This window comes from Dyadobacter sp. (genome assembly GCF_039919315.1).
Classification (GTDB): domain Bacteria; phylum Bacteroidota; class Bacteroidia; order Cytophagales; family Spirosomataceae; genus Dyadobacter.
In genome coordinates this window covers 16,802-31,128 of record NZ_JBDSFX010000053.1, presented here as the reverse complement: position 1 = coordinate 31,128, position 14,327 = coordinate 16,802, and the positions used below count along the sequence as shown (strand labels likewise).

The 14,327-nt window shown below is 46.0% G+C and carries 9 protein-coding genes; 1 reads left to right on the top strand and 8 read right to left on the bottom strand.

Annotation, left to right across the window (positions count from 1 at the left end; translation table 11 throughout):
* The first annotated feature begins 307 nt into the window (after positions 1-307).
* A complete protein-coding gene (locus ABIO93_RS14490; RefSeq protein WP_348068826.1) occupies positions 308-799 on the top strand; it encodes a YetF domain-containing protein in 492 nt (163 codons plus the stop codon).
* Between the two features lie 11 nt (positions 800-810).
* Here the strand turns inward: ABIO93_RS14490 and ABIO93_RS14485 are convergent, their stop codons facing one another.
* From ABIO93_RS14485 to cmoA, 8 genes are all read right to left on the bottom strand, one after another.
* Complete coding sequence (locus ABIO93_RS14485) at positions 811-4,602, bottom strand: metallophosphoesterase (RefSeq protein WP_348068824.1); 3,792 nt, start codon at positions 4,600-4,602, stop codon at positions 811-813.
* A gap of 66 nt (positions 4,603-4,668) precedes the next feature.
* Positions 4,669-5,550 (bottom strand): SdiA-regulated domain-containing protein, encoded by an 882-nt coding sequence (locus tag ABIO93_RS14480; RefSeq protein ID WP_348068822.1) that lies wholly within the window; start codon positions 5,548-5,550, stop codon positions 4,669-4,671.
* A complete protein-coding gene (ppk1, locus tag ABIO93_RS14475) occupies positions 5,551-7,587 on the bottom strand; it encodes a polyphosphate kinase 1 (protein WP_348068820.1) in 2,037 nt (678 codons plus the stop codon).
* A gap of 9 nt (positions 7,588-7,596) precedes the next feature.
* A complete protein-coding gene (locus ABIO93_RS14470; protein ID WP_348068818.1) occupies positions 7,597-8,835 on the bottom strand; it encodes a Pycsar system effector family protein in 1,239 nt (412 codons plus the stop codon).
* Between the two features lie 43 nt (positions 8,836-8,878).
* Positions 8,879-11,284, bottom strand: a complete 2,406-nt coding sequence (locus tag ABIO93_RS14465; RefSeq protein ID WP_348068816.1) for a GAF domain-containing protein — start codon at positions 11,282-11,284, stop codon at positions 8,879-8,881.
* 112 nt (positions 11,285-11,396) lie between these two features.
* A complete protein-coding gene (locus ABIO93_RS14460) occupies positions 11,397-12,674 on the bottom strand; it encodes an NAD(P)/FAD-dependent oxidoreductase (RefSeq protein WP_348068814.1) in 1,278 nt (425 codons plus the stop codon).
* A 36-nt stretch (positions 12,675-12,710) separates the two neighbouring features.
* Positions 12,711-13,439, bottom strand: a complete 729-nt coding sequence (locus tag ABIO93_RS14455; RefSeq protein WP_348068812.1) for an isoprenylcysteine carboxylmethyltransferase family protein — start codon at positions 13,437-13,439, stop codon at positions 12,711-12,713.
* Positions 13,436-14,188 carry a carboxy-S-adenosyl-L-methionine synthase CmoA gene (gene cmoA / locus ABIO93_RS14450; protein WP_348068810.1) on the bottom strand — a complete coding sequence of 251 codons (753 nt, stop codon included), beginning with the start codon at positions 14,186-14,188 and terminating at the stop codon, positions 13,436-13,438. Before cmoA ends, ABIO93_RS14455 begins: the two co-directional genes overlap by 4 nt.
* Positions 14,189-14,327 lie beyond the last annotated feature (139 nt).

Sequence of the window (14,327 nt, the reverse complement as noted above, 5' to 3'; positions counted from 1 at the left end):
TAATCACCCGTAGCGATATAGTGTTTACAAAATTTTCCTTTTTGCTACTATTCTAACGAATAAAAGCCGTAATCAAAAATTATTTTTTTGTAGTGATCGTAGAATTACTACTATTAAGCACGCTGAACATCTAGCTTTTGGGCTCTTTTTTTTTCAATATTTTCCAGGCTTATGCCGATATTTAATTGATCAGGGCTGAATTTATGACCATCAGCAAAGGAAAAAGTCAGCAAAAGATTCTGTTCAATAATGAATAGCTTTATGATTATTAAGTAATCTTACTGACTTACTATTAATCCTTTTCATTATGGAAAAAATCCTTGACATCAACTGGCACGACATGTGGACGCCTAATATTTCACTGCTTGAAGTATTTATCAGGGGAACATTAACATACTGGTCTATTTTTTTGCTGCTCAGGTTTTTCCGGCGGGGAACGGGCCAATTCAGCGTGAGCGACATTCTGCTCATTATACTGATCGGTGATGCGGCGCAGAATGCCATGGCAGGTGACTATAAGAGCATCACGGAAGGCATTGTACTGGTGGGCACGCTCGTCTTCTGGGACCTGGCGATTGACTACCTGGGTTATCAGTCGAAAATGTTCAGTAGTTTTTTTCAGGCCAACCCAAAAATCCTGATTAAGGACGGCGAATTTCAGTTCAAAAATATGAGACGGGAATTCATTTCGGAAGAAGATCTGGCGAGCTATCTCAGAGAAAAAGGCATTGACGATCCCAAAAAAGTAAAGGCCTGCTACCTCGAAGGAAGCGGTAACCTGAGTATTCTGGAAAAATAACATGACCTGGATTAGAACCAGAAGCCGATCTGCAAAGCGATACGGGGCTTTTCTTCGCTTTTTTCTCTCGGAATAAATACCCCCACGGAAAATGTCAGAATGTCGACCGGTGCCAGCCAGATTCCCCCGCCATAGTCATAATGCCAGTTTTTGGAAGGATCATCATCGCCATACCAGACGCGTCCGTAGTCGAAGCTGCCGAACACGCCGTAAGTCAATGGTAATGTAGGGTTGTAGCTGCTGCCAATCTTCACCCGGAGGTCGGTATCATGCCAAATGCTGGATTTCCCGTAAAATCTTTCTGTGCGATAACCCCTTAGTCCCTGCTTTCCGCCAATGGTGGGCATTTGAAAGAACTGGTACCCTTTTCCGAAATTAATACCGGTACCGATCTGAGACGCCAGTACAAAGTTTTCGTTCTGATCCAGACTGTTATAAAAAGCAAACTGGGCACGTAAAGAAGCGAAGTTGTTTTTGCTGTTCAGATCAGACGTCCAGTTGACACCGGTGTGAAAACGGATACCTGAATGCGGCTGAAAGATATTGTCAACGCTGTTGAAATCAAACATAAACTTCGCCCCGCTAAAATATTTGGTTTTAAAAATATCGTCGCCCAATCCGTTCTCCTTGCTGGTAATAAACCTGCCCGCAGTAGCCTGCACGTCAGATATCTCGAAAACCGGGCCTAATGTGATGAACCCACTGTTACCACCGAAACGTTTTTTAATGGCTGGATAAACGTGCAGAATAGACTGCCTGACCCGGTAAAAATCAGCATCGTCCACAGTCCTCTCAGAGGTGTTCCCCAATCCCGCGTAGTTGAATGCATAGGTCGGGCCACGATAGTAAGTGTCTAAATAGAAGTCAAACTTCTTGAAGGCATTGATAAAATCACCCGTGTAGTTGACTTTGAAACCCCTGGTACTGAACGCATAGCTACCGCCAAAACTCTGCGCGGACGCGTACGGCTCCTTTTTAAAACCATACTTGGTCATATTCACATTACCCCCAATGATGAAACCATCGTCCGGGTTTGCGCCAATGTTGGGGAAGGGCATGGTAATGTCGTAATTACTGTCCGCGCTTCTCCGGTCGTATACATTGAATCGATATAAGTTTGTCCTTTTGTCTTTCGTATCCGGGCCTGGATTAATCGTATTATTTTTAAGATCGTCGTAAATCAACGTCTTTTTGCCGCCGGAAGTAACCCGGGCGCTATCCGTAAACACGTCCTTACCAAGTCCGCCGATCAGCCGGAGCTTAATGCCCTTATCAACATCACCTTTGACAATAAACTCATCCGAATCACCATTACCGTACACATTGATGGATTTGGTAACATTTCCATCGAAAATCCGGTGGTAGTTCTGATGTTTGATCTTGCCGTCTTTGCCCGTTTCAAATACCGTCACACTCGTCCGGTTGTTGTCCAGCCGCTCGATCAGAAAACGCTCCTCCTCCTCAGTACCAATCACATTGACAGACTCACTCACAAACTCGTAATGTGCTTTGGCAATCTTAATGAGGTCGTCGCGGCGAGAACGGATGTTTTTGATCAGTTCCGGCGAGGATATTTCACGTGCTTTTTGCGGCCAGTCTGCGAAGGATTTGGCGATCACGTCATCTGTCAGGTTTTTCTGGATCAATTTAGCCTGCTCCTCCCATTGCTCCCAGCTCAATTCGTTCAGAAATGTGCGGTCAAAAAGCCGTGCACTCCACGTCGTCCATTTCATACTCTGTATCTCCGGACTGAAACTTTGAAGCTGGCGAAGGAAAGGCAATGTTAGTCTGGCTACGCCGGTCAGTAAGCCGTCGTATTTGGAAAAAGCTTGGTCCCTGTCACGTGGGATGGGCCTGTAAAGTACAGTACCATCCTTTTGCTTCACCGACGACCAGGCCCATTGGTCATCATGGCGGTCCCAGTCTCCAATCACAAAATCAAACAGCCTGGTACGGATCGCCCATGCCTCGTCCACGATATTTTTACTGTTTTCAAGCAGTTCTTCCACCAGTTCCGGCGTGCTCACGATCTTGTCGGGATTACCAAAAAAATCTGCTTTCTTCCACTTTTTACCGTCAGGACGTTCTTCCAGCAGGTTCATCGTACCGCCAAACAATGCATTAAAAGTGGCCAACCCTGGCTGGGCCGGAACATAATATAGCCTCGGATTGGTATGGTACACATTCACTGCTCCCGCCAGCGTGGGCATCGATAATGGCGCAAATGAATTGGTAGAAAGGAAGTTATCCTCCACTAGATACTTGGCCGCGATCATTTGATTGAATGGAAATGGCAAGAAACGGCTTACATCTTTGGTAAGGCCGCGCAGTGAATATTCCTTGCCATCATTGTCCCGCAATCTCAGCGAATTAGTCTGGTTACCGCCACCTTGTTTCACAGGAACCACACCACCTTTCCAAGTAGTAAGGTCGAGTACCGGGAATGGATATTTTTCAAGATAAAGTGGGCGGTTGTGCTCTCCGAACAAAAACCGGTGTAAACCACCGATCGGTTTGATCACATTGCTCGTCACAAAACGGCTTGTGGAGTCGCTATGCTGGTTATATTCTGTAAATGCAATGGTCGGATCCGGTATTTCCGCCTCCTGTTTGTCTTTGATCTTCCGCTGAAAAACCAGTTTCACATCCTTGCCATCCGGGTTTACTTCCCAGAATTTGACCCACGTTTCACCGCCTGCATAAAAGCTGAGCGTGGAATAGCCGAGGGCCGATGAGGAATACAATGAGCCTTTTCCCAGACTTACCGGACTCTTTTTGGAGCCGCTGCCACTAACTATAAACTCCTGTCCGTCATTTTCGATGAATTGCAACGCATGTTCATGGCCGCTGGCAAAAATGAATTTTCCGTTTTTCTTAGCACCGGCGAGTACAGCTGTACGGAGGTCTTTATAATGTTTGTTGGCAACATCCTGGCGGGAACCGATCGTGGCGCGGAACAGTGCGCTCAGACTGCCTATTACCGGCAGTGGAATGTACAATTTCGGGTTCATTTCGGTCAGCGGAAAAATGTGCTGCTTCACTGTAAATTTCCCCCCGTGCGGGCCGTACGTGTAAGGCGGGTGGTGCATGGCGATCACGACATTTTTGTTACGGTACTTCCTGATCACATTCTCCCACACAAATTTGAACTGCTCCCGGTTCTTGATTTCGCAGCCATCATTGATCTTCGAATCGCGGTCCCAATCGGTCAGCCACCACTGCGAATCCGCCACGATCACAACCACATTATCATTCATTTCAACCACCTCGGGGCCTGAGCAACCATCCAGCGGCAGAAAGTAATTTTCATAGTCCTCCTTATCCGTTTTCCCGCGACGCTCATTGAGATATTTATCAATGTATTTTTCCTGTCTTTTCAATCCTTTCACGCCCCAACCACGCCAGTCGTGATTTCCTGGGATAAAAAATGGCCGTCCCTTAAAATGTTCCAGTGTTTCCAGCTGCGAATTGATTCGGTATTCCGCAACTCCTCTGTTCAACGAATCCTCGGACGGCGGCATGCCATATTCGTAAATATTATCCCCCAAAAACAGCGCAGAACTGTTTTTCGACTCGGTCGCCAGCTTGATTTTGAGATATTCCAACACAGGGGCGCGGCTTTCCGGCTTATCGTTTCCCGCATCTCCGATCAGGTACATGGTATGCTTCAGTTCCAGGTTTGGATCGGGTGACGATGCCTGCCATTGCGCGCCTTCCTTAGAAAAATGCGTTTTATAACTGGCGCAGGAAGTAACCCCAATCCCAAAAATGACCAATAGTAAGAATCGGAGATGTGCATTCATATCGTTGAATAGATAACCCTCCTCATATGGCAAGAAGCATGAGGTGCGTGTAACAGGATCGTAACGTTATTTTATTTTTTTGAATTTAAGAATATTTCCACTGAACAGATCGTCTCCTTCATTGGAAATATACAAATTGCCTGCTTTGTCAAAGGCAATGCCTTCGGGCTGTATAAACATATTACCATTCAGCGGAAATGCATCTTTTACCTTCCATTGGCTATCCGTAACCACCATCAGCTTGTTCACTGCAGAGATAATATACCATTCCTTAGTCAGCGGATTTTTCGCCAGACCCGACGGCCGGAAACCTCTCGCAACCTTACCAGTGATCGCTTTGATCTGATTTACGTTGATCGAGAATGTACGCGGCACACCGGTGCGCGGCACTCCGGTAGTATCCTGGCTAGGCTTGAATATATAGCCCGTGACACTGCTTTTGGAATCGTCCTCTGCGCAATTTTTACAAATGACATACAATTCGCCGGTCTCGGCATCGGCATACATTCCTTCATATTCCCCTTTTGGCAGCAATCCTTTCAGTTCCTTCACTACGTCGGCCTCTTCGAACACGGTCTCCGACATCGGCAATGCATAGATGGCACCATTGCTTTTCAGGATATAGGCCTGGTCATTCATGATGGCTACATCCTCATAATCCCCTTTTTTGCCAAATTTCGTATGTAGTTGTTTCGGTATGTCCCACGCCAGTCTGAACAGCTTGCCTTCTTCGTCCTGTATGGCATATACGGTGTCGGCCTTGCCATCCACAAACGTGAGACCCGAAATCTCGAACAAGCTTTCCGGCATATTAAATTTTTCAGGCTTGCTCAGGTCGTAATCCTTGTAAATAACCTCCTCCTTTTGCGTGGAGTTGCAGCTGTCTAGCGAAATGCCCAGCATAACCAGGAATGCAAGCGAATTCAATAGCAAGTGTTTTCTTTTCATTTAAATGGTCGGTTTAAAATCCGGTACCGTCTCCGACAAAAACTTGTAAATAGCCTCCTGCGACCGGATGCTTGCCGCAGTGCTGGGTAGTGTAACATTATTTAACTCACTGTCAATCAGTACTGCCTTTGCCGTATCTGCCCATTGAATAGACAGGATTTCCATGAGCTGCTTCTTTAATTTCTCATTGTAGATCGGAAAACAAACCTCAATTCTACGATAAATGTTCCGGTTCATCCAGTCGGCCGAGCCCATAAATACCTCGTGCTCGCCTTTGTTCAAAAATACAAACACACGCCCATGTTCCAGATAACGGTCTACAATACGTTTGACGGTAATGTTCTCACTCTGGCCGGGAACACCAGGAACAAGCCTGCAAATACTCCTGACGATCAGATTGATCTTCACGCCAGCATTGGAGGCTTCGTACAATTTGTTGATCAATACCTCTTCTTCCAGGTTGTTCAGCTTAATGGTCACGCCGCTGGGTAACCCGTTTTTCGCATGTTCAATTTCACGATCGAGCAGTTCCAGAAACATCGCTTTCAGGTTAAACTGCGCTACGAGCAAGTGACGGAAGGTAAGAACGTCTGTCTTTTCTGCCTTTTTCTTTTTTCTCAAAAACCCAAAAAGCTGTTCTGCTTCTTTCAACATCGGCTGATGCGCCGTCAGCAAAATGTGGTCGGTATAAAAGCGTGCGGTACCTTCATTAAGGTTCCCGGTCGCCAGCAGGCCAAGGTAGGGATGGCTTGTGTGCTGCCTTTTGACCAAAGCGAGCTTGGCGTGTACTTTTAATGTGTTAATGCTGTGCATGATCCTCACACCAGCGGATTTCATCTTTTTAGCCCAGCGAATGTTGTTGGCTTCATCAAACCGCGCCTTCAATTCCACCAGTACCGTCACCTTTTTGCCGTTTCGGGCGGCGCTGATCAGTGCGTGGGCAATTTTGGAATCGTGGGCAACCCGGTACATGGTCGTATAAATCTCCTCCACCGCGGGATGGATCGCAGCCTCATTAAAAAACCGCAAAATCGTGTCGTAAGTCTGGTATGGTGCATGAACCATCAAATCTCTATCAACCAATGCTTCAAACAGGGTGGTGTTCAAATCCACTCCTTCAATACCCTGCACCGCAGGCCAGGCCGGGTAGGAAATAGCTGGCGAATTGACCGGTAATGATGCGAGGTCTTTGAGATTATGATAACGTCCTCCCTCTACAACCGACGCCCTTTTGAGGTCAAACACATTGATAACCTGCTGCAAATGGCGTACCGGAAGCCCGGGTTGGAATAGCAACCGCGTCGCCAGGCCGTAGTCCCGCTTGCTGAGCTGTTTTTCAAATTTTTCGGTAACATCCTCGCCGTCTTCGTCCAGCAAATCCAGTTCAGCGTCCCTGGTTATTTTGATATTGTAAGATTGAATTTCCGTCGCGCCGGGAAAGAGGTTTTTGAGATTGTATTTGATAATGTCTTCCAGGAAAACAATGTAGTTTTCATTGCCCTCGGTCACTTTCAGAAACCGATCGAGATGAGCCGTAGGAATATTGACCAATGCTACCTGTTCTTCGTCTGGTGGGAACTTCATGATCACCACCAGGTAGAGCATGTTGTTCTCGGGAAAAAACTGGGTATCCCCACTCAGAAACACGGGTTGAAGAAATCCCGCCACCTGCGCGTAAAAGTACCGGACCGTTTGCGCGGCAACTGATTCGGGGACGGGTTCTTTATAACAAAATAGAAAACCCAGCTTGGAGAGCTCAGGAATGACAGTTCCGCCCAGTATTTCTCCAAACCGGTCCTGTTGCTTATTAATGATCGCCTGGGCCTTTTCGTAGACGCTTATTTCGCCATCCACCAGCATGCTTTTTTGCAGGTAGGGCATGCGTACCCGGTAAAATTCATCCAGATTGGAAGAGTAAATGGAAAGAAACCTGATCCGCTCCATCAATGGAACAGTCACATTTCCCGCTTCTAGCAGCACCCGTTCATTAAAAGTAAGCCAGCTGATATCACGATTAAAATAACGGAACGCTTCCATAGCCGACGGTTAATGTTCAAAAAGGACGGAGGCAATGACGAATGCGACCACGGATACCACAATACCAAACATAAAAACATTATACGCTATCCGGAGCAGCCGATACTTACGGCCCAGCACAACACCCTGAGAATAAACATCCTTGGTTAAGCTTCCGTATAAAAACTCCCGGTCATTCATCATGCGCTGCATGCCATTGGAATAGTCAGTGAAAGACATTCTGTAAAAATTACCAAAGAAAAGCAGGTTGACATTCTTGGTATCAATGTCCTCCTGCGTGAATGTTCCGTGCGGAATGGTAGGCCTGGTGGAGAGAATGGAAAACACCATGGTGATCATACAAATGGTGAGCAGCAACATCGTCGGAATGATCAGGTAGGTGTTGTCTTCCAGCTTCCTGACGAGCACACTCAGCAAAACTGAAATAATGATAGATGTGGTCGTGATCATGATATGTGCTTTATTATCAGCCATATCACTCAATCTTTGGTGGTTATTGGAACTGATCCTGAACATGGTTTCAATTCCCTTGTCCGGCCTGTCCGCTTTGACCTTTTTCCCCTCGGCCATTTCAGGGAAGGACACGCCTTCTTCTCTGACAGGCAATGTTATGATCTCTTCTTCTCGTTCTTTTTCCTTCTCGGCCACCACTTCGAGGTCTTTTTCTCTCAGTTTGTCCAGATTCTTCTGTTTCTGCTTATCCAGCAAGTCACGGCAGTAATCAGTCTGGAAAGTATGGGTTTCAAGTAACCTGATGGTACTCTTTCGCCAGTCCGATTTGTCAATTTTTTTACCGGATCGTTGTTCGGCTTCTTTGCGCACGAGCTTGTTCCAGTCAGCGAATTCCGGTGTTCCAAAATGAAACAGGTCGGCGTCGCACATGATCTGCTGCAGGAAATTCTCCGGCTTTTGTGGCCAGATAGTGGCCATAATGCAGCCTTTTACCTCGTCAATAACCGTTTCATCAATCTCATCAGACCTCAAAAACGCCTCCGCCATTTCGGCACCTCTCTTTTCATGGCCTGCCGCCTCACCGCTGCTATATCCCGTATCATGAAACCAGGCCGAGGTCACGACAATAAAAGTCTCCCTGTCCTCCAACCGGTAATGATTGGCGATTTTCACTGCATTGGAAACTACCGCCTCGGTATGAACGAGGTTGTGATAGCTCAACTGCGCCAATGATTTGGTTCCAAAAAAGTGATGGACGTGGTGCTTTACTTTGTCGAGCCGATGGTTATAGTTCATAGAAAGGTCAATTATATATTATAAACGCTTCGTTACGCTGCTATTAACTCCATTCCGAATCCAGGTTCACACTTATTCTCAGCGCTTTCAAACCACTTACACCCTGCAATTCTTCAAGATCCAGGAATTCAAGATCATTCATTAAAGTATTTTTTTCCTGCAAATACCGGATATAGCCTACATATTCTTCGGCAGATTTACTATTGAAATATACCAATGCAATTTTACCCGGCTGGGTCAGGCGCTCACCGGTACCTTTAATGTGTACCTTATCGATGCGCTTTTTAATCACCTGGTACCTTATATTGTAGGCACCTTCCACATCAAAACGTCGTTCATCATCCCTGAAACTAATGTCGATGCTACTGGAATGAATGAATATTAACTGCGTGGTTTCCAATGGTTTCTCCATCTGCGGAATAAGCGAATGGGTGATCCTCGCGATCGCCGCCATGGAGGTAAGCTGCCACAGTCTGATATTTTTCAGATAAAGCTCGCTGAATTTTTTTTCCGGTTCAATAGACTGACCAATGTAAATGTCATATTCAATGCCATCCGTCCTGAATTTTTCGAAATAACAGGGGTAGGATTGCTGAATTTCCTTTCTGAACAGGTCCAGATAGAGATTGACAGCCGAATTAATCTTCTGCATGGACGCTTCCAATGCACGCCTGTTGGTGTAAGCAGCGCCATTTTGCTCATCGATGATCGCGAAATATTTATCGATATTATCCCTCAGTAATTTTTCGGCAGGATCAGCGGTACCATTTCCAAAAACGGCCCGCTGCAAACTGTCTTCCTTGAAATGCTGCAAAAAAGGATGTGCTTCATTTTCCAGAAAATCCCTCACTTTCATTTCATCATTGTCCGTGGAATCGTCGCCTATTTCTGCAATCCATTTCTTGCATTTGTAGATCATTTCATCGGCCAGCCCGAATCCCAGTTTTTGTTTCAGGAAAGTAAAGGTTTCTATCAATAAGTTGAATTGTAATTGTAAATCATCCCTGAGTGCGCTGTTCCTCTCCAACGTGGAATTCCGTATGTCGATTGCGCCGTAAAGCGGATACACATTTTTGAAATGGATATTTTCAATGGAGGCAGATTGCGGGTTCACCGATTTATCTCTGAGGTAGTGCCAGGCAGTCTCGCGAAACCGCCATTGTACGGCGGGCTGCAAAGAGGTAAATTTCTCCCTGATCACATTTTCAATTTCGGCATTGAACTCGTCAATGTGGTTTTTCATGATCTGAGCGACCAACGGCAATGCTACATCCAGCTTGGCAAGTACCCTCTCGTCAATGGCCTTTTGCTCCTTGGAATACACTTCCAGCACGCCAACGACTTTATTATCGTAGTAAACCGGCAGCAATGCATAGGATTCAACCCCGTCGTTTTTCAGTATCCTGATAAAATCCTGCTTGTTCTCATCCTCGGAGCCCAGGCTACGCATCAGCAATGGCTTCGGGGACTGAAAATAATGGTTTGCCATATTCAGGTAGGTTTCCTCCGCCATATCACTCTCGGTGGCCGCCGACATCAGCTTGCTGAAAAGCATACTGCTCCGGTCGAACACAAGCTTATTATTGACCCGCAGCACGGCCATCAGGCCGAAATCAATGCGCGGGTTTTCCACGACCATTTTCAATGCACCGGCGACGTAGTTGAAATACGTTTTGGGATCATAGGAAGCGCGATCCAGGATCGTGTTTTTGATATTTTCAACTGCATGTTCCGCGGTAACATCCGTAAGGGTTATCAGTGAAAATCCCTCAAACCTGAACAAGGAATGCGGAAGCAGCGTCGTGAATGTGTCAATATCGAAAGATTCCTGCATATCCGCCCGAATCGAATCGAGATCCAGCTCAGGCAGGCTGCCTTTCGCGTACACATCACAGAAACGGTTGTCGAGATTGAGGCGATAGTACTTCTGCATTCCTGACACATCATCCTTTAATGTGATGATCATATCATTCTGGTGCAATGGCGGAAAATGATAGAGGCGTTCCAGAATAAAGGAGTACAGCATCTTGGTTTTCTGCTTGATATTTACGCCCTGGTCCTCGATCAGGTCGCATTTAATGCACCTTGTCTCGTTTTCAGTCACGAGGTTGTAAAAACCGGTAGTACCGTAAAATACAACAGGGGTAAGTGGGGCACTCATAGCCCAGAAAACGTCCTTCTCGTCAGCAATGGGCGGCATTAGCATGCCGTAGATCAACCCTAATTCTTCCTGAAACTGGCTGATGTCGGATAGTTCTATTTCCGATTCAAATGCCGGATTGGCTTTCAGTCTTTCGAGAGCCATCGAGAAAAAGGTCCTTTTGACCGTTTGTTCCTGATCTATTTTACCTTCCAGAAAATCTATAAATTTTCCGAAAGAAATTGAAGAGTCAATTTTCTGGAGACCGTATGGTGTGTTTTGTGTAACATCAATAGTGATCGGTTCCATGGAATATATGTATAGGCCGGTAAGCTACCGGTGTTGACTGGTAGCTTACCGGCAATTAAAATTGGGTGTTTTTTATCAAACTCCCAACCTTAAACGTTGAAATTGAATACTTTTAAACCGATTCGACTTTCTCCTGGGTGACCGACGGCTTAATGATCATCCTGAGCGACTGATCCTTTGTGAAATAAGCGATCATCCAGTTATACAGCGTCTTCATCCTGTTGCGGTGGTTGATCAGCGAAACAAGGTGAATGAACAACCAGGCAAGCCAGGCAATAACTCCTTTGAAATGCAGCTTCGGCGAAGGCATATCGACCACGGCTTTGGCGCGTCCAATGATAGCCATCGAACCTTTATCGTGGTAAGCAAATGGCTTCAATGGTAAATGCTCGGCCACGAGCTCGAAATTCCTTGCCAGGTTTTTGCCCTGCTGGATGGCAACCTGTGCCACCTGCGGATGGCCATTCGGGAAATTTGCATCCGTCGTCTGTAGGCTGGCATCGCCTATTGCGTAAATGTTGTAAGAGCCAGCTACTTTGTTATACGCGTCTACGATCAGCCTTCTTCCTCGTCCGTACGCTTCCGGCGGAATACCTTCAAATACTTTGCCTGTGACGCCGGCCGCCCATATCAGCGTTTTGCTTTCAATAGAGTCCCCTTCCGAGAAGAACACTTTATCATCCACAAAATCGGCTACGTGCGTATTCAGCTTTATCTTGACACCCAGCTTGCGAAGCGCTTCGTAGGTATCCTTCTGTGATTTGACGCTCATGGGTGATAGCAATGCGTCGCCACCGTCCACGAGGTAAATTTCACTTCCTTTACCCGCCAGCTCGGGGTACTCTTTCCGCAGGATACCATTGCGCATTTCTGCAAACATGCCTGATATCTCCACTCCTGTTGGCCCGCCTCCGGCAATGACGACGGTCAGCAGTTTTTTAACTTCCGCAGGATCTTCGGTCAGCGTGGCTTTTTCCATTTGCATGAGCATCTTGTTCCGCATGCCAATCGCGTCTTCCAGGGTTTTCATGGGTGTGGCGTTCCTTTTCACATTCTCCATGCCAAAGAAATTGGTCTCCGCCCCGGTTGCAAAAACCAAAAAATCGTAATCCATTTCACCATTATCCAGCACAATCTTATTTTCGCCTGGAATTACCTTCAATAATTCTCCCAAACGGAAGTGAAGGTTTTCTTTTCCCGAAAAAAGCTTGCGGAACGGATAACTGATACTGGAAGGTTCTAGGAAGGCCGTAGCTACCTGGTAAATCAGCGGCGGGAAAAAATTATAATTATTTTTATCCACCAGCGTCACCTCGAACTGGCTGCTTTTTGCAAGATCAAGCGCCAGGTTTACACCGGCGAATCCTCCTCCAATGATTACGATTTTCATAATTTAGTTAATTAATATAGGGGGTTGTTTGAGGTTTCAGGCCATGCTATCGGTCATCTTCCCTGACTTTTTTAGATATTTGATATAGCCGTATACCAACAGCAAGAAAACCACGATCACGCCAAACAAAGTATTTCTGGAATTTACGTCCGGTACGACCTGCGGGTACGTGAACAGCAATAGAGCAAAAATTCCTATCAGCCAGACCAGCAATGTATTATACTCTTTCAAGATCCAGCGTTTGTAATTGAACTGCATACCGCTGAATGTTTCCGAAAGACCATTAAAATTGATCAGCCAGCGATTTACGCGTTTGCAGTAGTTGTCAAAATCCACGCCAAACTTGTTGCGCAGGAAATTTTCCTCTGCCAGCACGATGGTTTGATAAATAAAAAGGAACAAAGGCATCACGATCGCTACATAAATCAACGAGTTGGACAAAATTCCTACACCGAGCAGCATGAGTATATTCCCTACATAAAGCGGGTTCCGGCAATGCCTGAAAATACCCTCAGTCACCAGCTTTTCGGCGTACACTTTCCTGTCCTTGCCACCCCGGATAATGTAGGCCAGCCCAATGGTAATGCCACGGATAAGCTCACCGGCAAAAGTGACCGCCAAACCCAGGATGATTGGAAAAAGATAATATTTCTCGCCAAATACTTCCGGACTGAAAAGCATTGGAGAGGGTATAAAAAGCAACAGATACAGGACTATGAATAAGATGTTCCTATATGTGAAAAAGAAATTACCGATCGTGATCATGATTTTTTGTAAGCTATCATTCCTGAAAAATTATACCATTTGAAAAATACCTCGCAATCGGCGAAGCCTGTTTCTTTCAACAGGAGCATATTTTCAGATAACTTATAGGGAATCAGTACATTTTCAAGCGCCTCGCGTTTCTGCGAGATCTCCATTTCGCTGTAATGATTGCGGCGTTTGTAGTTGTAATAGTATTTGATAAAATCACGATTAAAAACACTGCTTTCGGCCAGCACTTTTTCCACGAGCAGCAGCACGCCGCCAGGATTCAGACCATTGTAAATGTTACGCAGCAGCCGCTCCCGGTAAAGCGGACGTACAAACTGAAGTGTCAGGCACAAAATCACTACCGAGGCATTGTGGATCGGAAGTTCTTCCTGATGCAAGTCTGCGGGTATGAGATCGTAAGGGCGGGCAAAACCAGCTTCTTGCAACTTCAGATCACATTTGTCCAACATTTCCTTTGACTCGTCGATGCCGATAAACCGGATGTCGGAGGGTATCAGCTTGTCCACCTCAATGAGCGTGGTTCCTGTAGAGCAACCCAAATCGTACACGAAACTTCCTTCATTCACATGATCAGCCGCAATTTCCGCCAGCATCCGCTGGGTTTCATTGTAAAACGGTACTGATCTGCTCACCATGTCGTCAAAGACGTTTACCACTGTTGTTCCGAATTTAAAATCGGACACTTTCATGATTTCGTCCTTGAATACCTGGTCCTGAGTAGCGTTTCCAACATTCTTCATAAGTTAGTAGGTTAAATTGAGTGAGATTTGTCCGAGCACAAGATAGCATAGGCAGCTCATAACCTTGGTATAAAATCATACCACTTACCCCGATAACCGACGATTTCTATGATCACCGGTACGAAACGAAGAATGAAAC